The sequence below is a fragment of the Arcticibacter pallidicorallinus genome (assembly GCF_003002875.1).
GTDB classification, from domain to species: Bacteria; Bacteroidota; Bacteroidia; order Sphingobacteriales; family Sphingobacteriaceae; genus Arcticibacter; species Arcticibacter pallidicorallinus.
Genome location: NZ_PVTH01000007.1, coordinates 193,591 through 212,331 on the forward strand (window position 1 = coordinate 193,591; position 18,741 = coordinate 212,331).

The window sequence follows — 18,741 nt, forward strand, 5'->3', positions numbered from 1 at the left end:
AAGGAAAAAGGTATGGATTAAAAAGAAGAGACCTTCTGGCCAGGTAAACCAGACCAGAAGGGAAAGCAAATGTAAAGCATCAGATCTGTAAGATGCCGGGCCTCGGAACCTGATGGCGTTCTTACACGAAAATTACTTTAACACCTAACGCAACAAAATTATGAAAAAATCTCTATTTCATAGAGTTAAATACTACAGGTATGTTCTCGCGTCAACGGGTAAGCTGTCATCCTTAGCAGTCTGTCTTCTAATCACTGCCCAGCCCGTCTTATCTTCAGCTGCTAAACCTTTTTCTGTACACATATCAAGCCCTGCAATTCTTCCAAGCCGTCCGCCTTTGAAGATTACGGGCGTTGTGACAGACGAAAAAGGTGAGACGCTACCCGGAGTATCAATCAAAGTGAAAGGAACTACCAGCGGCACCATTACTGACCTAAACGGCAAGTTCTCTATCTCTGTTGACGATCCTAAAGCCACACTAATATTTGCCTACATCGGGTATGTTTCCCAGGAGGTCTCTGTGGGAAACAAGGGCGCTCTTAAAGTTGCACTGAAGCCTGATTCGAAAATGCTTAACGACGTAGTGGTTGTAGGTTATGGTACGCAGACTAAGGAAGAGTTCACAGGTTCTGCGGCCAGGGTATCTGGTGAAGCACTAAAAGATGTGCCCGTTCAAAGTTTTGACCAGGGATTGGCGGGCAAGGCGACAGGCGTAAGTATTGCCCAGCCAAACGGAGTCTTGAATAATGCACCGGTAATTAGAATTCGCGGTATTAACTCGATCTCTCTGAGTTCCTACCCACTCATTGTTGTAGACGGGGTTCCTATTAATACAGGAAACAGTTCTGGTAACTCACAAGTAGCTAACAATCCCCTGGGTGATATAAACCCTGCAGATATTGAGTCGATAAACGTCCTTAAAGATGCTGCCTCGACTGCAATATACGGATCACGTGCCGCGGCCGGCGTGATTCTGGTTACAACGAAAAGCGGAAAGTCCGGTAAGCCAAAAGTGAACTATGAAGGTTGGGCAGGTATGACAAACGCCACGCGTTTACCTGATCTGCTGGATGCCGGGCAATTCATGGAAATCAAGAATGAAGCTGTGCTGAACTCAAAGATGCTATCGAATAATCAAAATAACGCATCGGTTCCTTCCGCTTCCTTCTTTCCCACTTATAATGAAGATGGATCGTTGGTAAATACAGACTGGTTTGACGAGGTGTATCAGACAGGCGTCTCTCAAAATCATAGTTTGAACGTCTCTGGTGGTTCAGAATCAACAAAGTATTATTTCTCAACTAATTACAGTAATCAGAAGGGTATCCTCAAAACCAATGAGTTTACAAGAAAGTCTGCACGCTTTAATGTCGATCACAAGTTATTGTCGTGGGTGAAACTGAGTGCTAATATCAATTACAATAACAGTCTGAATGCTTCGCCTCAAACGGGATCGCTGGAAGGAAACGCATTTCAGCTGACAGCGATAGCTCGGTTAGCAACCTTGTCAGCTCCTAACGTGTATGCACAGAATCCGGACGGTTCCTATAACATGAGCGCCACCAACACACTGGGTATGGGTAATAATACCGTATCGAGCAACTTTTTTAACCCCGCAGCTCTTCTGGAATACAATAACTATTCGTCGGAGAACGACAGGATTATCGGAAACTTCTCGGTCGATGTCAACCTGGCAAAGAATCTTGTGTACAAGCTTAGCTATGGCATCGACCGTTTTAAAATCGAGAATAAAGCTTTCGATAGTGCAACTCACGGGCCAGGTTTTGCTGCAGGGGGACAAGCGAACAACAACAGTATCTTAATCGACAATTGGAACCTTACACAAACATTGTCTTATCAAAAGAGCTTTGCAGAGCTTCATAACCTTTCTTTTCTGGCCGGTTATGATGTTCAAAAATTCAATAACTCCTCATGGGGAGCACAGCGAACCGGACTAGCAGATACTTTCTTTGATAGTTATCAGGGTTCATATCTCAATATTATTCCGGGAACGGGTAATAATTCCCTAAGTGAAAAAGCATTTGCTTCGGTGTTCGGAAGGTTAAGCTATGACTTTGATAAAAAGTACTTCATCACGCTCAACTACCGCCGCGATGGTAACTCAGCTCTGGGTGCCGGTAAGAAGTACGGCGATTTCGGAGGTGTTTCAGGAGGATGGTCCTTGTCTCAGGAGGAGTTCTATAAGTCATCAGGACTTTCAGATATTATGAACAATGTAAGGTTTAGAGCAAGCTGGGGTAAGGTGGGTAATGGGAACCTGACAAATAACTACGGATCACTATCTCTTTATGAATCGGGTCTTTACGGGTCTGTTCCGACATTCGCCTTTACTCAGGGAGGAAATGAGGAGTTAGGTTGGGAAACCAGTAAACAGACCAATATCGGTGCCGACCTGGGTTTTCTGAATGACAGGATTACTGTGGATTTGACCTATTACAATAACAACGTAGACGGCTTGATATTGAATGTGCCACAGGCGCCTTCCAAAGGCATTCCCGGCAATGCCATTCTTCAGAACGTTGGTGCTATGTACAACAAAGGTATAGAGGTCGGTATATCTGCCATGGTAATTAAAAAGGGCGATTTTACCTGGAATACCAACTTTAATTATACGCATAACAAAAATCAGGTAACCGAACTTTTCGGTGAAGGTGCCGAAATAGTGGGCACAACAGCTACCGCCTCCGAAACTACTAACATTACCCGCGTAGGTTATTCGGTAGGTAGTCTGTATGGAGCGGTGACAGATGGTGTCAACCCTGAAAACGGACAGCGTATTTTTATCAATAAGGCAGGCGAAAGGATCCAGTACAGTCATTCTGTGCCATCCGGTCAGAGTCGCTGGACGTATCTTGACGGAACAACTGCTGCGGCGATAAGTGTTAATGATTACGCCCTGCTTGGAAACGCACTTCCGACCTTTTACGGAGGCTTTAACAATACATTCAAATACAAAAACTTCGATCTGGGCATCAGCTTTACCTATTCAGGTGGTAACTACATCCAGAATGGAACCAAAGGAACCTGGAGGGATCAGCGCTTCTGGAACAATACAACGGAGGTTTTGGAACGTTGGACTACGCCAGGTCAGAATACCGACATCCCGCGCGTGGTCATCGGGGATCTTCTGTCGAACGGTTCTTCTTTCCCGATATCCGAGAACGTAGAAAAGGCCGATTTTATCAGACTGCAAACCGCGTCTCTAGGGTATCGCATACCAGCAAAGGTACTCGGCAAGTCGGGAATAAGTTCTGTAAGGCTATATACGCAGGTGTTCAATGCATTTCTGATTACCAAATACAGCGGTCAGGACCCGGATATCTCAGTGAACGGAAATACGAACACCACTCCCGGAGTTGACAAGAATTCAGTGCCTCAGGGAAGAACATTCACTTTCGGAGTCAACATCGGTTTTTAGATCCCATTAAATCATTTCACATGAAAACTACACATAAAGGTCTATTCAAAACATACATCTTCAGGTTAAGCTGCATGGCAGTTGGATTGGGCTCCACGCTTACAGCCTGTGATGAAAAAGAACTGCTGAATCCTCTGCCTGAGACGTCCGTTCAGGCAGACCTGGTGTTCTCAACACCATCCCGCGTACTTGGGCAGGTTAACGGCTTATACAAGTCGCTGAAACACGGGAATTTCCTAGGCGGCCGCTACCCGATGCTGAGCGATATCCGCGGGGAAGAGTTTCTTAATCGTCTGAATAATATCTTTACAGGTTACGATGCATGGAACCATACTATTAACTCAGGTTCCAATGATGCATTAACAACTTGGAGCTCGGCCTACGCAGCAATCAATCTATCCAATCTTCTGATTGACGGACTTGCAGCGAACCCCGATGTCGTATCCGCAGAGATAAAGGCACAATATATTGCAGAGGCAAAATTTGTACGGGCACTATCTTACTATAGCCTGATTACGTTCTACGGTCAGCCTTATGTGAAGGATGGAGGCGCCTCATCTGGCATTCCTCTGCGTCTGTCCGGACAGATGACTTCTGCTAACAATAGTTTGCCGAGCAGTACTGTAGCAGAGATATACACTCAAATCCTGAAGGATCTCGATGAAGCTGAAGCGAGTCTGCCACTTACATATAGCTCAGCGCTGCTCAATACAACGAGGGCGCACAAAAATACCGCCATTGCGCTTAAGACAAGGGTTTACCTCACCATGGGAATGAACGACAGGGTTATTCAGGAAGCACAGAAAATCGTTCCGGAAGCAGCACCTTTCAGGTCAGCAACCGGAGTTGCTCATCAGCTTCAGCCGAGCATTCTGACCGTCTTCCGGTCAGACTATACGACTACAGAATCAATCCTTTCTATGCCCATGACCGCTCTTGACTATGTATCCGGTCAAAGTTCGTTAGGTTACGAGTTCAATACCAATCAGGAATATAGCATGAACCCCATGGGAATCTTTGGAGACCCAACCTGGAGAAGTACAGATGCGAGAAAAACCATGTTCAGGACTAACACCAGTGGTACTTATTTGACCAAGTACATGCATCCAACATTTCTGGACTATGTGCCGGTATTAAGATATTCAGAAGTTCTCCTCAATTATGCAGAGGCAGCTGCTAAATCCGGCAATCTTGCCAAAGGAGCAGAGTTGCTTACGGCTGTGAGACAACGATCAGACGCAGGGTATAGCTTTCCCGCTTCCGCGATTTCCAGCGGGGAAGCACTGGTTAATACCATCCTTATAGAGCGCAGAATTGAGTTCCTCGGTGAAGGCTTACGATCTAATGATTTGTTAAGAAATTTGCTTCCAATTCCGTCCAAAGGTACAGCACCGTCAATTTCTCCTGGCCAGCCTGAGTATATTTTCCCGATCCCGAACGCAGAGATCTCAGCAAATAACGACTTATAGCAACAAATTATCCATTCATCTTCTATATCATGACTGCTAATGAAACTATATTCTAAAATTTTTCTGGGCCTGATGGCCTTGACGGCCACATCCTATTCGACAGCTTTTGCTCAGACGAAGCCTGTCGAAAGTACGCAGGGACCAAATGTTCGGAGTATGCAGAAATTCGAAGGCTATTTTGATTTCTATTACGATGACAAAAGCGGTAAGGTCTATCTTGAAGTAGATAAGCTGGATACCGAGTTCTTATATTTCAGATCGCTTAGCAGCGGTGTCGGTAATGGAGGGCCTGAAAGGGGACAAGCGTCATCTGCAATAGTCAAGTTTGTCAAGGCAGGCCCGAAAATTCTCTTAGTACAGCCAGTGTACAATTACCGGGCTATCACAACTAATAAAGATCAGATCAAGGCCGTAGATAACAACTTCGCAAAGTCTGTAGTCTTCGGCTTCACGCCAGTCTCCACTGTCGGTGGCAAATACATCCTTGATCTGACTCCCTTTATCATTCGGGATAGTCAGGGTATCACCTCCAGATTGGGCGTTGCCCGTGTAAGCGGACCTGTCTCGGCAAGAAGTGCAGCCCCTTCAGGCTCCTACAAACTTGACGAATCACGCTCAGCGGTCTTCATGGAAAATACGAAGAACTTTCCGAAGAACACCGAGTTTGAATCCCTGCTTACTTTTACCGGAGGCAATCCAAATGCTAATCCCTGGGGCGGAGGCATAGACATTGCTCCTGATCCAACAGCAATCACCATCCAGATGCACCAGTCGTTCGTGGAGCTTCCAGAAGCTGGATATACACCTCGGGAGTTCGATCCACGCTCTGCCTTTGGTCAGTTCGCTTATATGGATTTCTCAGCACCTATGACTGAGCCGATAGTTAAGCGTTTCATAAGACGTCATCGCTTACAGAAAAAAAAACCCGGGTCTGCAGTTAGCGAGGCTGTAAAGCCGATCGTGTACTATGTTGACCGTGGCGCGCCGGAGCCAATAAAAAAGGCTTTAATTGACGGTGGCGCATGGTGGAATCAGGCTTTTGAGGCCGCCGGATATAAAAATGCTTTCCAGATAATGGAGTTACCTGAGGGCGCTGATCCCATGGATATCCGCTATAATGTAGTGAACTGGATTAACCGCTCAGGCAATCCAAACAGAGGATTTTCTTCAGGTGCCTCGTTCCTTGATCCACGAACAGGTGAAATCATCAAGGGCGTGGTAACTCTCGGTTCAGACAGGCACCGCCAGGATTACCTGATCGCTGAAGGTTTGCTTCTCCCTTATGAAACGGGTAAGCCCGTTACTGATGCCATGGAAAAGATGGCCCTCTCAAGAATCAGGCAGCTATCTGCTCATGAAATTGGCCACACCCTGGGCTTCAATCATAACTTCGCTGCCAGTCCAAAAGGCCGTGCCTCCGTAATGGACTATCCCTATCCTCGCTTCTCTTTGAAACCGGACGGAACCGTCGATATTTCGGACGCCTACGGCGAAGGCATAGGAGAGTGGGATAAGCGTGCAGTAATGTGGGGTTACAGTGAGTTCGACAAGGGGACAGATGAACATGCCGGACTCGAGAAGATCATGCAAGAGACGCTGGCTAAGGGGTTTATTTATATCCCGGATATCGGCGGACATGTCCATCCTACCTCTCACCAGTGGGATGATGGAGCAAATCCTATTGATCAGCTCAGCAATATCATGAAGGTGCGTAGAAATATCCTCGATAAATTCTCCGAAAAAGCGATACCGGATGGTCAGCCGATGGCTACTATCGAAAAAGTACTGGTTCCTGCCTATCTCCTGCATCGCTATCAGATCGAAGCAGTTGCCAAATCCATCGGAGGCTTATACTTTACCCACGCCGTTAAGAACGACGGTCAGGTGGTAACCCGGATGGTCGAACCAAAAGAACAGTGGCGCGCCTTTGAGTCACTGATGACTACAATCAGTCCCGATGCCCTTAGTCTGCCCGAAAAGCTCATTCAAATGATTCCCCCAAGGCCTTCCGGCTACCCGGCATCCGTAGAGACCTTCAAGGGGTATACAGGTCCAACATTCGATCCAATTGCCGCGGCGGAAACAGCAACAAGCAGCACCCTCTCATATTTACTAAATGCGGAGCGCGCAAGTCGCCTTGTAGAATACAATGCAAGGGACAGCAAATATCCGGGCTTTATAGAAATTGCCGACAAGCTCATAGAACGAACCTGGAAAACCCCGTTGTCCACGGGCTACAAAGGTGAGCTTCAAACCATGGTCAATAACCAGGTCTTGAAATATCTCATCATGCTGGCTGCCGATACAAAAACTTCAGAAATCGTCAGAGGTCAGGCTCTTTATGAGCTGGGAGAGCTTCAGCAATGGATGAAAGCAAAACTCAGCGGCTCTGCACCGCGACAAAAAGCAAACCTCCTTTTCGCCCTTGCGCAGATGGATGAGTTTAAGGCAAACCCCAACAAATTCGAAACACCTGCTTCAGCGGATATGCCTCCGGGAGCACCTATCGGTATGCCGGGAATGGATTTCCTGAATACAGATGCTTGTGCCCATCCATGTTCTTTCAACGAAAGGTAATTCCAAAATATTCAGTATGACAACCATGAAGAAAATAGCAAACATAAGAACCCTCGGCAGGCATCTTTTCACTCTGATCGCTGTATTTGTGCTTAGTCCGGATACTTCATTCGGCCAGGAAATGAGTCCCGCTAAGCTGGATGCATTGAAAACTGAGTTGATCAAGGAGATCGACAGCAAGCAAAAGATGACTCAGGAAATGGTCGACATGGTGTTCAGCTTCGGTGAACTGGGTTTCCAGGAGGTAGAAACCTCCAAATACCTGACTGATATTCTCAAGAAAAACGGCTTCAGCATCGAGCATGGCATCTCAGGCATCTCCACTGCCTGGACGGCGAAGTGGGGTTCAGGTAAACCCGTCATTGCAATCGGAAGTGATATCGATTGTATCCCAAAAGCATCTCAAAAGCCAGGTGTTGCCTATCACGACCCTATAATTGACGGAGCTCCCGGACATGGTGAAGGCCATAACTCCGGTGTACCGTTAAACATCACAGCCATGCTTGCGCTTAAAAAGATCATGGAGAAAGAGAAGCTGTCGGGCACACTTGTATTGTGGCCAGGCGTTGCGGAGGAGCAGCTGGGCACAAAAGCGTACTATGTTCGGGACGGTTACTTCAAAGATGTTGATGCCTGCATCTTTACCCACGTAAGCAGTAACCTCGGTACAGGGTATGGACCGATCGGAACGAGCGGGATGATATCCGTAAAGTTCAATTTCGAAGGTGAAGCCGCTCATGCTGCAGGTGCTCCCTGGAAGGGCAGAAGCGCACTAGATGCAGTGGAGATCATGAATACTGCCTGGAATATGCACCGCGAACATATGCTGCCTGGTCAGCGCTCTCACTATGTCATCACAGACGGAGGAGACCAGCCGAATGTTGTCCCCTCTAAAGCTTCTGTATGGTACTATTTCAGGGAGCAGGACTATCCCAAGGTGATGCAGATGTACAAGGATGGCATCAAAATCGCTGAAGCGGCGGCTTCCATGACCGATACCAAAATGACTTACGAAGTCCTGGGTAGTGCATGGCCAGGTCACATGAATCAGCCTATCGCCGAGGCGATGTACGAGAACATCAAGCAGGTTGGTCTTCCTTCCTGGAGCGACGCAGATCAGCAACTGGCTATCGCTACTCAGAAAGAGCTCAATCCAGATAACGCTGATTTGCATAAGGGACTTCCAACAACGCTGAGCCCTATCATGAAAATCGTTCCCGGGGCTTCTTTCAGTGGTGGTGGATCGGATGATATTGGAGATATTTCATGGAATGTGCCGACGATAGTTCTAGGTTATCCGTCCAATATTTCCGGTCTGAAAGGTCACGACTGGGCAAGCGCGATCTCCATGGCTACACCTATTGCACACAAAGGAGTCACCGCAGGAGCCAAGGCCGAGGCATTGACGGTTTTAGATATGCTGGTTAAGCCTGAAATCATTAAGGAAGCCTGGACCTATTTCAAAGATGTTCAGACCAAGGACACCAAGTATACGCCGATGATCTCCAAGACCGATAAACCCGCTATTACTTTAAATAAGAAAATAATGAATGAGTACCGGGAGGAGATGAAGAAGTACTACTATAACCCGGCCAGGTACAAGACCTATCTGGAGCAGCTGGGTATCAAATACCCTACCGTCCGCAGCCAAAGCGTAAATACTCAAATCAGCAACTAATCAAGGATCCCGACATGGTAACAAAAATGACAATTTCAAAGGGGTTAAGCGCTTTCGCGAAGGCCTGCCTGATAGCCGCAGCTGCACTCGTGTCCTACAAGGCCTCTGCACAAACCATTTCTCCCGCGAAGCTGGATGCATTGAAAACTGAACTGATGAAAGAGATCGACAAACAGCAGAAATTCACACAGGAGATGGTCGATATGGTATTCAGTTTCGGCGAACTGGGCTTTCAGGAAGTGGAAACATCGAAATATCTTACAGGCATCCTGCAAAAGAATGGTTTTAAAATAGAACAAGGTATCGCCGGTATCCCCACCGCCTGGACAGCGAAATGGGGATCTGGTAAGCCATTTATCGCGATAGGAAGTGACATCGACTGCATTCCAAAGGCGTCTCAGAAGCCAGGTGTAGCTTACCACGATCCCATCATTGAAGGTGCCCCGGGACATGGGGAAGGTCATAATGCCGGCCAGCCCCTAAACATCACTGCCATCCTGGCTTTAAAGAAAATCATGGAGCGCGAAAAGATCCCTGGAACAATCATGCTCTGGCCCGGAGTAGCCGAAGAACAGCTCGGGTCGAAAGCCTATTACGTCCGCGAAGGCTACTTCAAAGATGTAGATGCATGTATCTTCACACATGTTGGCAATAACATGAGCACCAGCTATGGTGACGGCGGAGGAAATGGTATGGTCTCCGTCAAGTTCAATTTCGAAGGTGAGGCTGCACATGCTGCCGGTGCTCCCTGGAAAGGTCGAAGCGGTCTGGATGCCGTAGAGTTGATGAATCTGGGCTGGAACTATCACCGGGAGCACATGGAAACCACTCAACGTTCTCACTATGTAATTCCCGATGGGGGAGACCAGCCCAATGTGGTGCCGTCTAAAGCATCGGTATGGTACTACTTCCGCGAAAGATCTTACCCAAAGATCATGAAGATGTACAAAGACGGGATTAAGATCGCCGAGGCAGCAGCGAAGATGACGGATACTAAAATGACCTATGAAGTACTGGGCAGCGCATGGCCCGGTCATTTTAATCAGCCCATCGCTGAAGCGATGTATGAAAATATTAAGGCTGTAGGTCTGCCTGAATGGTCAGACGATGATCAGACCCTGGCAAAAGCTTTACAAAAAGAGCTGGGGTCGCCGGTAGAAGGCCTTCCGGGAACGCTGAGCGGTCTTGCAAACCAGCGATATCGCTCTCCGCCGGCGGCGGTGGTTCGGATGATATTGCCGATATCTCCTGGAACGTACCTACAATAGTACTCAGATTTCCTTCTAATATTCCAGGCTTACCTGGCCACCATTGGGCCAATGCCATTGCCATGGCGACTCCAATCGCCCACAAAGGTGTAACGGCAGGAGCAAAGGCTGAAGCGATGACACTCCTGGACATGTTCACCGATCCGGAAATCCTGAAAAGCGCAAAAGCTTATTTTGCCGACGTTCAAACGAAAGAAGTAAAATATACCCCGCTTATATCGGAAACTGATAAGCCGGCCATATTACTCAACAGGAAGATTATGGAGGAATTCAGACCGGAAATGAAGAAATACTACTATAACCCCGCGAAGTATAAGACCTACCTGGAGCAGCTTGGCATTAAGTATCCTACTGTTAAAAAGGATTAGGTTGTGTAGTGAGCCAGCAGCCGCACCGCTGCTGGCTTTGATACAAATAGAAAATCATGAAATTGAAGCTAATCGTCATACTTGCCCTGCTCACATGCCGTGCTGTAATTGCAAAAGGACAGGCTCCTACCCACGTTCCTTTGATGGATGATACCTGGAGGCTGATTGCACAGAAAAAATATGTCAAGAATGCCCAGTATAAGATGGTACCCGCCTTTCCGCAAAGGCTTCAGGACATGGAGAACCAGGTCATCGAACTTAGCGGATACATCATCCCTCTTAAGGCAGAAATGGAATACACCAATTTTATGCTGGCTGTAGTGCCGTATGACCAATGTGCGTACTGTGGACAGGGTGATATTCCTTCCATGATCGAAGTGTACGCAAAGCGTGCAGTTGGTGCCTCAGACCGGCCTGTAAGGATGAGGGGTAAGCTGGTGCTTAATAGAACAGGTGATAAACGCTCAGAAATTTTCCTTTTGGAAGCTGAGATAAAAAAATAACGATATGAATTTTCCGACAGAACTTAGATATACCGCTGACCATGAACGGGTACAGCTGAAAGATGGCCTCGCTAGGATAGCCGTCACTGAAATTACTCAGCAATTCGAAAAGTTGCTTACATTGAGTAAGTCAAGTAGTTATTGGCCAATAAGTCCTGTCTCCAGACATAAATCTTACTCGCATATTTTATGAAATTTAGGAAACCACTTGGCGTTTTAATGAAAGAAGCCGAAGAAACCGGTGAAGGAACGTTAAAACGGACCTTGGGAGCCGGAAGTCTTGTAGCATTAGGAATTGGCGCCATCATAGGGGCTGGCTTGTTTGTTCGAACTGCCGCAGCCGCCGCCGATCATGCAGGACCTTCAGTAACGCTGTCCTTTATTCTCGCAGCTGTAGGCTGCGGCCTGGCAGGGCTGTGCTACGCGGAATTTGCTTCCATGATACCCATCGCCGGATCCGCCTATACGTACTCATACGCCACCATGGGAGAAGTGGTCGCATGGGTAATCGGTTGGGACCTCGTGCTAGAATACGCCGTAGGTGCTGCAACGGTATCCATCGCCTGGTCTGAATATTTGAACAAGCTTTTGGAGACCTTCGGTGTATCCATACCCTATGAGCTCTGTCATTCTCCGTTTCAGGTTTCGCCGGAAGGAGTCAACGGCATTATCAACCTCCCTGCATTGTTTATCGTGATACTCCTGTCTCTTGTACTCATCAGAGGCACCAAAGAATCGGCCAATATAAATGGTATCATCGTAATCCTGAAAGTGGCGATCGTTATCGCTTTCATTCTCCTGGGCTGGTCGTATATCAATCCGGTTAACCATACTCCGTACATTCCTGTAAATGTGGGTGAGCAGGAATGGGTAGCCGGAAACAAGGGATTTCTTGACTATTTTGAAAATGATTTCGGAAAGTTCGGAATGAGCGGGATCATTAGTGGTGCGGGGGTCGTCTTCTTCGCCTTTATAGGTTTCGATGCGGTATCTACGGCTGCTCAAGAGGCTAAAAACCCCAAAAAAGATATGCCTATCGGTATTCTGGTATCGCTGGTGATCTGTACGGTGCTGTATGTCTTGTTCAGTCATGTGCTGACTGGTGTAGCCAACTACAGTGAGTTCGCCACCGCCGGAAAAGAGGCCTCAGTAGCTTTTGCTATCGAACGCTATATGCCCGGGTATGAATGGCTGTCGATATTGATCACCGTAGCTATCCTTGCAGGTTTCTCTTCGGTAATACTGGTAATGCTATTAGGACAATCCCGTGTATTCTTCTCCATGTCAAGGGATGGCCTGGTGCCGAAAATATTTTCAGAGGTTCACCCTAAATATCAGACTCCGTATAAGTCGAACCTTATTTTCCTGGTGTTTGTAGGGTTATTTGCCGCATTCGTGCCCGGAGATGTGGTGGGCGATATGACTAGCATAGGAACTCTTTTCGCGTTCGTGCTGGTCTGTATTGGTGTTATTGTGATGCGGCGTACGGACCCTCATACTCCGAGGGCCTTCAAAACGCCGGGAATGCCTTATTTACCAATAATTGGTGCCCTCGCTTGTCTTCTGATGATGATTGGTTTAGGTAAGCATAACTGGGAGCGACTGATCATATGGATGGCTCTGGGCTTCGTAATCTACTTCGCGTATAGCGTAAAGCATTCAGTCGTAAGAAAGCAGAGTCGTAAAGATCTCAACTAAAAAAAGAGTTTAAATACAAACAGGCCCTCATATATAGCGGGCCTGTTTTGTTATGGATTTGTATTTTCCTGATCGCCGGGAGAAAGATCGGCTCCTTCTTCAGCAACCACAGTTTCCGTATCTGCGGTACTTTCTTCCACTTTTACTACAGGAGGCCTGGGGGTTCTTTTCCTAACCGGTCTAACGGGTACCGCTTCAGCTTCCGCCGTGGTCTGGCTCGAAGCTTTCCTTCCCCTTCTGGACGGAGAGGCAGGTTTCGCCTCCGCTTTTATTGTGGCTGCGCCTGTAGGTTTTCTTATACGTCCGGGCTTAGCCAGGGGCGGGTCTTGAATAACAGGAAGCTCCGGTGCAGGTATAGGAGGTACGTCAAAAGACTTAACACTTTTCCTAATCAAAGGGATCTCCGGAGCGTCCTTCTTCTCCTCGGGCTGTGATAAAGACTCTTTCTGTGCTAGTGTTTTAGCGATCAGGGAGACCGATTTTTTTATCTCTTTTGCCGCCTTCTTCGGATTTCTTCCCTGGCCAATGATGGCTTTTTTAATTTCTTCGGTAAGCAGTTCTTCCAGAGAAAGGCGTATTTGCTTTCTGGCTTTTTTCGTCAGTTCCTTTTCTTTTTTCTTCATTACTTTTAGTTTCTTCAGTTAAATCTGATAAGGATTACCCCAACTTCTCTTGCTGATTACTGCCTGTCAGATTTCCCTCTTTAAGCAATAGCAGCACAACTCAACGACAATATAACCAATTTATCTCAATGATATACAGAACGCCTGCAAAGTCGTTGGGGTATTTATATCTAACAAAAGTTAGTACCTTTGCAGCCCTTAAAACGAGGGGATGGTATATGAGTTCTGAAGCGACTAAAACAATTAAATTAGCATTGCCAATCATTATTGGCGAATTGGCTCAAATGGCGCTCCATCTTATTGATGCGGCGATGGTTGGAGCAATTAGTTATAAGCAACTTGCCGCTGCGGCATTGGTTCTTAACGCGCTGAATATCCCGTTTGTCTTTGGTATCGGTATCACCATTTCCGTTTCTCAGATGGTGTCTATGGCTCATGGCAGGAGGGACGGGAACCTGGTGTCTCACTATTTCTTTAATGGTTTTGTACTCTGCGCTATTGCCGCCGTCGCCATATCCTGTCTGCTCGTCTTTGGGCGCAATGTGTTGTACCATCTTGGTCAGGACCCCGAAGTGGTCGAACTGGCTCTGCCCTTTATGAAGCTGATGGGAATGTCGCTTGTGCCCATGTTGCTGTTTATGACGCTTAAGCAGTTTACCGATGGATTAGAATATACGCGCACAGCCATGTTACTTTCATTAATCGGGATGCCGATTAATATTTTCCTGAACTGGCTGCTTATCTACGGTAACCTGGGTTTCCCCAGACTGGAGCTGGTAGGCGCAGGATGGGCTACGCTCATCACGCGTACGTTCATTTTCCTGCTGCTTGCATTTGTGGTATTGAAGCACAGTACCTTCAAAAGATACATCCTGGTAAGTAGAAGTCAGTGGAAACTGAAGGCGAAAACAATGAAGGAACTGCTACACATCGGTATTCCAAGCAGTTTGCAGATGGGCATGGAGGCCGGGGCATTCGCTGTTTCGGGTATTATTATCGGAACGTTGGGAGCGGTTTCTCAAGCTTCTCATCAGATTGCGCTAAGCTGCGCTTCTTTCACATTCATGGTTTCCATGGGGCTTGCCCAGGCGGGATCAATCCGGGTGAGCAATGCTTATGGGGGACATAATTTTTCGCTTATCTCCAGAATTGGTCGCAGCACGCTCATCACGGCGCTTTGTTACGGCATTTTCTGCGCAGTCATATTCGCTGTATTTCGATTCCAGTTGCCTCAGCTGTTTAATGATAACACTGAAGTAGTAGGTCTGGCTTCAGGCTTGCTGCTTTTTGCGGCGGTGTTCCAAATCTCCGATAGTACGCAGGCTATTGGTGCCGGCTTGCTCAGAGGAATCAAGGATGTTAAGATCCCCACTATACTGGTGGCCATTTCCTATTGGGTGGTGGGTTTGCCGGTCGGCTATCTGCTCGCGTTTCATTTTAAAATGGGAGCAACCGGCATGTGGCTGGGACTGATAACCGGACTTACGTTAGCGTCTGTCTTCCTTATTCTAAGGTTTCTGAGGATATCAAAACGCAATGAGCGCATGTCGCTCGCCGGCTAATCCGGGCACAAAAAAAAGCATCTGTCGTCGACAGATGCTTGTAAAGCTTAATGATATATGTATTAATTAAATAACTTCTACATTCACCGCGTTAAGGCCTTTTTTGCCTTTTTCAACTTCAAACTTTACGCGATCATTCTCACGAATCTCGTCGATAAGTCCTGTTGAATGAACAAAGATATCCGGTTCACCATTAGCTGGTACGATAAATCCGAAACCTTTAGTTTCATTGAAAAATTTTACTGTTCCTTCGTTTTGCATTGTATTAATATTAATAAAGCGCGCAAGGTAGGAATTTTTATCCAAAAAGACGCTACTAAATTCAGCTGTCTGGCCAAGTAACCGATGTTACTATAGCTCTTTTCTGAGCCGTGCGACGGGAATATTCATAGCTTCCCTGTATTTGGCTACGGTACGACGGGCAATATTATAGCCTTTTTCTTTAAGTATTTCGGCCAGCTTCTCATCTGCCAAGGGGTGGCGCTTATCCTCATTTCCGATACATTCCTCCAAAATCTTTTTAACCTCTTTGTTCGAAACCTCTTCCCCGCTTTCCGTCTGGATCGCTTCCGAAAAGAATGACTTTAGTAAGAAGGTGCCGAACTCTGTCTGCACGTATTTGGAATTCGCTACTCTGGAAACGGTGGAAATGTCCATACCTATCCGATCAGCGATATCCTTCAGGATCATTGGTTTCAGATTTCTGTCATCACCCGTCAGGAAATAGTCATACTGATAATGCATAATCGCATTCATCGTCTTTAACAAGGTCTGTTGGCGCTGTTTTATCGCATCGATAAACCACTTCGCCGAGTCCAGCTTCTGCTTGACAAACTGAACGGCCTCTTTAAGTTTTTTATCCTTTTGTGAGGTTTTGTCATAATGCTGGAACATCTCCTGATAGGAGCGGCTTACTTTAAGCTCTGGCGCGTTCTGCGAATTGAGCGTCAGAACCAGTGTCCCTTCTTTATTGCTGATATGAAAATCCGGGATGATCTGCAGTTGCTTCGTAGTAACCGCACCCGAATCCCCCGGTTTAGGGTTCAGTCGCAGGATTTCTGCAATGATCTCCTTCAGTTCTTCCGATGAAATATTAAGAGACTTCTCGAGCTTGTCATAGTGCTTCCTTGTAAATTCATCAAGATAATCTTCTACAACGCGTATCGCTTTCTGAATAAGGGGGTTGCTGTGATCCTTTTTCCGGAGCTGGATAAGGAGGCATTCCTGCAAATCGCGGGCACCAATACCTGCCGGTTCAAAATTCTGGATAACTTTCAGCATCTCCTCGACTTCTTCTTCTTCAGCAAATACATTCTGCGAGAATGCAAGATCATCAATTAAAGAAGCAACAGAGCGTCTGAGGTAACCGTCATCGTCGAGGCTCCCTATCAATTGCTGCCCAATCTGAAAGTCTTTATCAGAAAGCGGAATCAAATCAAGCTGTTCCTGCAGGTTCTCATAAAAAGAACTTTGCACAGCAATAGGCATCTCCTTTTTGTCTTCCTCATCATCGCCGTTTTGATCGTACTTGGAGCCGTAATCGTTGATATTGTCTTCCTGGAGATAGTCATCAATATTAAACTCGTCAAAATCATCCGTCTTTTCTTCTGAATCAAAAGTATCATCAGGGTCTTTGTCCGGATATTCTTCAACAGGGTCGTTAAGATTAGATAAACTGAGATCTTCAAGAGCAGGGTTCTCCTCAAGCTCCTCCTTTATGCGGGCGTCCAGTGAGACTGTAGGCACCTGCAATAATTTGATGAACTGAATTTGCTGAGGCGAGAGCTTCTGAAGTAACTTCTGTTGTAGGTTTTGTCTTAACATAAATATTGATTGCCAAAATTACATATTAAAATTAATACGATGCGGCGGATGTTTAAATATACGAAGACAACTAACAGTTTGTGTGCATTTAGGTTTTGTTTACCTTCGTGTCATGTTTACAGGCATTATTGAGACTTTGGGCAAGGTCGTTGACTTACAAAAGGATAAAGGAAATCTTCATATAAAAATATCTTCGGCATTTTCATCTGAATTAAAGATTGACCAGTCGGTTGCCCACAATGGAGTCTGTCTGACGGTTGTAGCCATCCAGGACGATTGCCATACCGTTACGGCGGTGGAGGAGACTCTTGCTAAAACAAATTTGAGCAGATTGAAAGCCGGTAGCCTTGTAAATCTCGAACGGTGCATGCAAATGAATGGAAGGCTGGACGGACATATTGTTCAGGGTCATGTCGATCAGGTTGCCACCTGCACCCATGTTTCTGAGCTTGAAGGAAGCTGGGTTTATACTTTCAGATATGATGCAAAACTCGGAAATGTGACCGTTGAAAAGGGGTCGATCTGCGTTAATGGGGTAAGCCTCACAGTAGTGAACTCCCAGGAAGGTAGCTTCTCTGTAGCCATCATTCCTTACACACACGAGCATACAAACTTTTGTGCTTTGAAAGCCGGCGATCTGGTAAATCTTGAGTTTGACATCATCGGAAAGTATGTTGCTCGATTGTTAAAAGTGTAGGGTTTTTCCTCCGGAACTGATTTTTTAGCAATGGATGTTAATTTTTGTTAAATAATTTGCAATTCTAAAATATTTTCTGATATTTGTATCAAGCAAACGGGAAACGTTGCTTAATACTGTAAGGTGGTGAAACAGGCAGACACACCTCCTTGTCTCGGTGGCGGAGAAAGCGGGAAACCAGCAATGGCTAACCACTCCTTGAAGGTTCGATTCCTTCCCTTACAGCTCCTTTCAATAATTTAGGTTTATAATTGGTTAGTTTGAGCTCTCGCCCATCGAGAGCTTATTTTTTGCTTATACATTTCGTATTATTCTAGCTGCTCACTTATCTTATTGACAATTAATATTATTTTTTTTTAAAATATTTGCAATTTACAGTTAACTGTTGTTATATTTGTTTCAACAACTTCTGAACGAAGTCATACTGTAGGGTGGTGAAACTGGCAGACACACCTCCTTGTCTCGGTGGCGGAGATCATGGGAAATCCGGAAACGGCCTAACCACTCCTTGAAGGTTCGATTCCTTCCCCTACAGCCCTTTCATATAATTTAGGTTTATAATTGGTTAGTTTGAGCTCTCGCCCATCGAGAGCTTTATTTTTTCCAGACTTTTTAGCTCAGCTGTATCTCAGCGATGCCGCTGATCCTGGACCGCTTATATGCAGCCCATAATGGGCACTCATTCTCCCCTGATAAGTCCGACCTGAGTAGCTTAAAGTCGGACGTATTACTGCCTTTCAGCTGCACATATAGCTCTTCATATAAAGAAGGTCGAAGCTCAGCCTAAGCAGGACTTGACTGCTTTTGAGGTGCCTTATTTTAAAAAATCCATAAAATTTTGTCGATTTTGACTAAAAAATCGTCGCGCCTTCTCTGCCGCACTACCTTGCCCTCCAAAACAAACAAGGTTATGGCAAAAGTAGACAAGAAAGGAATTGTGCGCGGAACAGCAGGTTCCGTTGTATATCGCGGCTACCGCGAAATGAACATCATCCAGGGGAAACCCCGCAAATTCGAACAGACCAGCGCAAGCAT

Annotated in this window: 13 protein-coding genes and 2 tRNA genes; 12 read left to right on the plus strand and 3 right to left on the minus strand. The window is 46.3% G+C overall.

Annotation, left to right across the window (positions count from 1 at the left end; translation table 11 throughout):
• Positions 1-160: 160 nt before the first annotated feature.
• The 8 genes from B0I27_RS12905 (at position 161) to B0I27_RS12935 (ending at position 13,000) form a co-directional block, all read left to right on the plus strand.
• The gene (locus B0I27_RS12905) at positions 161-3,439 is read left to right on the plus strand and encodes a SusC/RagA family TonB-linked outer membrane protein (protein ID WP_106293991.1); all 3,279 of its coding nucleotides are present in this window, start codon (positions 161-163) and stop codon (positions 3,437-3,439) included.
• 20 nt (positions 3,440-3,459) lie between these two features.
• Positions 3,460-4,908, plus strand: a complete 1,449-nt coding sequence (locus tag B0I27_RS12910) for a RagB/SusD family nutrient uptake outer membrane protein (protein WP_245925508.1) — start codon at positions 3,460-3,462, stop codon at positions 4,906-4,908.
• A 39-nt stretch (positions 4,909-4,947) separates the two neighbouring features.
• On the plus strand, positions 4,948-7,485 hold the full coding sequence (locus tag B0I27_RS12915) for a zinc-dependent metalloprotease (protein WP_106293993.1): 2,538 nt from the start codon (positions 4,948-4,950) through the stop codon (positions 7,483-7,485).
• A 25-nt stretch (positions 7,486-7,510) separates the two neighbouring features.
• Positions 7,511-9,163: an amidohydrolase gene (locus tag B0I27_RS12920; RefSeq protein WP_106294031.1), complete on the plus strand. Its 1,653-nt coding sequence runs from the start codon at positions 7,511-7,513 to the stop codon at positions 9,161-9,163.
• Between the two features lie 26 nt (positions 9,164-9,189).
• Entirely contained in the window at positions 9,190-10,431 is a 1,242-nt protein-coding gene (locus tag B0I27_RS12925) for a peptidase dimerization domain-containing protein (protein WP_245925509.1), read from the plus strand.
• Positions 10,432-10,493: 62 nt separating this feature from the next.
• Positions 10,494-10,799: a hypothetical protein gene (locus B0I27_RS17745; RefSeq protein ID WP_245925510.1), complete on the plus strand. Its 306-nt coding sequence runs from the start codon at positions 10,494-10,496 to the stop codon at positions 10,797-10,799.
• 56 nt (positions 10,800-10,855) lie between these two features.
• Complete coding sequence (locus B0I27_RS12930) at positions 10,856-11,302, plus strand: hypothetical protein (RefSeq protein ID WP_106293995.1); 447 nt, start codon at positions 10,856-10,858, stop codon at positions 11,300-11,302.
• 189 nt (positions 11,303-11,491) lie between these two features.
• Entirely contained in the window at positions 11,492-13,000 is a 1,509-nt protein-coding gene (locus tag B0I27_RS12935) for an amino acid permease (protein ID WP_106293997.1), read from the plus strand.
• A gap of 50 nt (positions 13,001-13,050) precedes the next feature.
• Here the strand turns inward: B0I27_RS12935 and B0I27_RS12940 are convergent, their stop codons facing one another.
• Positions 13,051-13,623, minus strand: coding sequence for a hypothetical protein (locus B0I27_RS12940; RefSeq protein WP_106293999.1), 573 nt, complete (start codon positions 13,621-13,623; stop codon positions 13,051-13,053).
• Positions 13,624-13,751: 128 nt separating this feature from the next.
• On the opposite strand from B0I27_RS12940, the gene B0I27_RS12945 reads away from it, so the two are divergent.
• Entirely contained in the window at positions 13,752-15,185 is a 1,434-nt protein-coding gene (locus tag B0I27_RS12945) for an MATE family efflux transporter (RefSeq protein ID WP_245925511.1), read from the plus strand.
• Positions 15,186-15,251: 66 nt separating this feature from the next.
• On the opposite strand, the gene B0I27_RS12950 is transcribed toward B0I27_RS12945, so the two are convergent.
• Positions 15,252-15,446: a cold-shock protein gene (locus B0I27_RS12950; protein WP_106294003.1), complete on the minus strand. Its 195-nt coding sequence runs from the start codon at positions 15,444-15,446 to the stop codon at positions 15,252-15,254.
• 90 nt (positions 15,447-15,536) lie between these two features.
• Positions 15,537-17,009, minus strand: coding sequence for an RNA polymerase factor sigma-54 (rpoN, locus tag B0I27_RS12955; RefSeq protein WP_106294005.1), 1,473 nt, complete (start codon positions 17,007-17,009; stop codon positions 15,537-15,539).
• Between the two features lie 112 nt (positions 17,010-17,121).
• On the opposite strand from rpoN, the gene B0I27_RS12960 reads away from it, so the two are divergent.
• The 3 genes from B0I27_RS12960 to B0I27_RS17515 all read left to right on the plus strand — a co-directional run bounded on the left by B0I27_RS12960 (position 17,122) and on the right by B0I27_RS17515 (position 18,241).
• Entirely contained in the window at positions 17,122-17,706 is a 585-nt protein-coding gene (locus tag B0I27_RS12960; RefSeq protein WP_106294007.1) for a riboflavin synthase, read from the plus strand.
• Between the two features lie 117 nt (positions 17,707-17,823).
• Positions 17,824-17,931: transfer RNA gene (locus B0I27_RS17510), tRNA-Asp, on the plus strand.
• A 200-nt stretch (positions 17,932-18,131) separates the two neighbouring features.
• A tRNA-Asp gene (locus B0I27_RS17515) sits at positions 18,132-18,241 on the plus strand.
• Positions 18,242-18,741 lie beyond the last annotated feature (500 nt).

What these genes read in the sequence shown, in the direction of transcription:
- B0I27_RS12930 (WP_106293995.1), top strand. Translation starts at nt 10,856, where the DNA reads ATGAAATTGAAGCTAATCGTCATACTTGCCCTGCTCACATGCCGTGCT.
- B0I27_RS12945 (WP_245925511.1), top strand. Translation starts at nt 13,752, where the DNA reads ATGATATACAGAACGCCTGCAAAGTCGTTGGGGTATTTATATCTAACA.
- B0I27_RS12915 (WP_106293993.1), top strand. Translation starts at nt 4,948, where the DNA reads ATGAAACTATATTCTAAAATTTTTCTGGGCCTGATGGCCTTGACGGCC.
- B0I27_RS12950 (WP_106294003.1), bottom strand. Translation starts at nt 15,446, where the DNA reads ATGCAAAACGAAGGAACAGTAAAATTTTTCAATGAAACTAAAGGTTTC.
- B0I27_RS17745 (WP_245925510.1), top strand. Translation starts at nt 10,494, where the DNA reads ATGGCGACTCCAATCGCCCACAAAGGTGTAACGGCAGGAGCAAAGGCT.
- rpoN (WP_106294005.1), bottom strand. Translation starts at nt 17,009, where the DNA reads ATGTTAAGACAAAACCTACAACAGAAGTTACTTCAGAAGCTCTCGCCT.
- B0I27_RS12925 (WP_245925509.1), top strand. Translation starts at nt 9,190, where the DNA reads ATGACAATTTCAAAGGGGTTAAGCGCTTTCGCGAAGGCCTGCCTGATA.
- B0I27_RS12960 (WP_106294007.1), top strand. Translation starts at nt 17,122, where the DNA reads ATGTTTACAGGCATTATTGAGACTTTGGGCAAGGTCGTTGACTTACAA.
- B0I27_RS12940 (WP_106293999.1), bottom strand. Translation starts at nt 13,623, where the DNA reads ATGAAGAAAAAAGAAAAGGAACTGACGAAAAAAGCCAGAAAGCAAATA.
- B0I27_RS12920 (WP_106294031.1), top strand. Translation starts at nt 7,511, where the DNA reads ATGAAGAAAATAGCAAACATAAGAACCCTCGGCAGGCATCTTTTCACT.
- B0I27_RS12910 (WP_245925508.1), top strand. Translation starts at nt 3,460, where the DNA reads ATGAAAACTACACATAAAGGTCTATTCAAAACATACATCTTCAGGTTA.
- B0I27_RS12905 (WP_106293991.1), top strand. Translation starts at nt 161, where the DNA reads ATGAAAAAATCTCTATTTCATAGAGTTAAATACTACAGGTATGTTCTC.
- B0I27_RS12935 (WP_106293997.1), top strand. Translation starts at nt 11,492, where the DNA reads ATGAAATTTAGGAAACCACTTGGCGTTTTAATGAAAGAAGCCGAAGAA.